This window comes from Streptococcus sp. DD10 (assembly GCF_001578805.1).
Taxonomy (GTDB): domain Bacteria; phylum Bacillota; class Bacilli; order Lactobacillales; family Streptococcaceae; genus Streptococcus.
Window position 1 is genome coordinate 73,855 of record NZ_KQ969162.1, and the last position, 1,722, is coordinate 75,576.

At 42.2% G+C, this 1,722-nt stretch carries 4 protein-coding genes; 2 read left to right on the plus strand and 2 right to left on the minus strand.

Features of this window, described 5'->3' with window-relative positions:
• The first annotated feature begins 111 nt into the window (after nucleotides 1-111).
• Both STRDD10_RS07630 and STRDD10_RS07635 read left to right on the plus strand, forming a co-directional pair.
• Nucleotides 112-339, plus strand: a complete 228-nt coding sequence (locus tag STRDD10_RS07630) for a hypothetical protein (protein WP_067194635.1) — start codon at nucleotides 112-114, stop codon at nucleotides 337-339.
• 3 nt (nucleotides 340-342) lie between these two features.
• Nucleotides 343-1,074 carry an ORF6C domain-containing protein gene (locus STRDD10_RS07635; RefSeq protein ID WP_067194638.1) on the plus strand — a complete coding sequence of 244 codons (732 nt, stop codon included), beginning with the start codon at nucleotides 343-345 and terminating at the stop codon, nucleotides 1,072-1,074.
• A gap of 20 nt (nucleotides 1,075-1,094) precedes the next feature.
• Here the strand turns inward: STRDD10_RS07635 and STRDD10_RS07640 are convergent, their stop codons facing one another.
• Nucleotides 1,095-1,448 (minus strand): type II toxin-antitoxin system PemK/MazF family toxin, encoded by a 354-nt coding sequence (locus STRDD10_RS07640; RefSeq protein WP_156468629.1) that lies wholly within the window; start codon nucleotides 1,446-1,448, stop codon nucleotides 1,095-1,097.
• Nucleotides 1,432-1,647: a type II toxin-antitoxin system PemI/MazE family antitoxin gene (mazE, locus tag STRDD10_RS07645; protein ID WP_001098945.1), complete on the minus strand. Its 216-nt coding sequence runs from the start codon at nucleotides 1,645-1,647 to the stop codon at nucleotides 1,432-1,434. Before mazE ends, STRDD10_RS07640 begins: the two co-directional genes overlap by 17 nt.
• Between the last annotated feature and the right edge of the window lie 75 nt (nucleotides 1,648-1,722).

Here is a 1,722-nt window from a genome sequence, read left to right on the forward strand (position 1 = left end):
CCTCGCACCCATTCATAATGAATAGGATACGCATATAGTATACCATGCGTACCCTTATTCATGCAACAGTTTTTTAGAAAGGGGTACGCTTTTTGTGTACCAAAGAAGAACATGAGACATCAAAATCTTATCAATGAATTGCACATTGCTTTCAAGGAACAGGTAAGGACAGAAGATTTACAGCAGTGGGACAGTTTCATTGCAGCGGTAGTGAGGAAGAACTTCCCAGAGGAGCAGGCCGAGATTTTCTTTGAAGCTCAGGGGACGTTGCTGGCGGTCTTTGCAAATGACCTGATTGCATTTATTATTGACTATTTTACAGAGGAAGAGGAGAATTAATTAATGACACTACAACTAATCAACGAACAAGAAGTACTTGGGAAACGCTTTAAAGTTTATGGAACACCAGAAGAGCCTTTGTTTTTGGCAAAGGATGTGGCTGAGTGGATTGAACATACTGATACTCAGAAAATGATTAACAGAGTTGATGACGATGAAAAGCTGATGCGAACATTGTTCTTATCAGGTCAAAATCGAGAGGCTTGGTTCTTAACTGAAGATGGTCTGTACGAAGTTCTCATGCAGTCTCGCAAGCCACTGGCTAAGCAGTTCAAGAAGAAGGTTAAGGAAATCTTGAAGACTATCCGCAAAACGGGTTCTTACTTTGACACCAGCAACTTGACTCAGGAAGATGCCTTTATCTACCTTTTCCAATCTCAAAAGGAAATCAAGCTGGAGCAATCCGAAATGCGTTCAGATATTGAGTATCTGAAAGAGGAACAGCCTATCAATCCATCTGTGAATCAAAACATTGAAAAAGAGCGTAAAAAGGCTGTGGTTCGTCTGCTAGGTGGTTATGACAGTCCAGCTTATCGCAACCGTAAACTCAGAAACCAAGTCTTTTCTCAGGCGGCTCGTGATTTTAAGGACATGTTCAAAGTTCCTCGCTATGATATGCTTCCGAAGAAGTTCATTGATAAAGCGCAAGCCTATTGGCAACAGTGGCAACCATCTACGAACTTACGTTTGGAAATTGAACAGTGCAATCGACAGATGAGCTTTGAGCTAGACTAAAAAAGCCCAATCCATAAGGACTAGGCTTCGAAGATGAAGTTGTAGAGTTGAACAACCTTCTGAAAACTGGTTGTATCCATGGTTGTGATTTTTTGAGCCTTGCGCTCTCTAAAGTCAAAAGTATAGAGTTGGAGTGGATTGACAGAGCCATCTACCTTATTGGAACGCACAGGGACGAGCAGGCCTTGTTCTTCTAGTCTGCTTTGACCATGTGTAATAGGGCATACAGCAACAAATCCTGTCCGCTCCGAATACTCTCTACGAGAGACGACAATAGCAGGACGGCGCTTCTGAATCTCACGTCCAACAGACGGGTCAAAGTCAATCCAGATGATGTCCTGTTTTTCTGGGATGTAATCATATTTCACTGTCAAGGAATTTTACCCCCTCGAAGTCATCTTCCATGCGTAGGTCTGCGTCCCCACTAAATGGGTCTGGAATTTTTGGAGCAAGGACAATGACATTATCTACACCCTTGTAGACAAACATCTCTTGACCCTCTGGAACGTTGAGTGTTTTTGGAATGGTCACAGTGACAGAGTTGCCAACTTTACGAGTTTTAACAGTATTCATGATATCCTCCTTATAACGGGTATACACAAAGTATACATCTAAAACAAGAAGAATGCAAGCAAAAAAGCCAGCGCA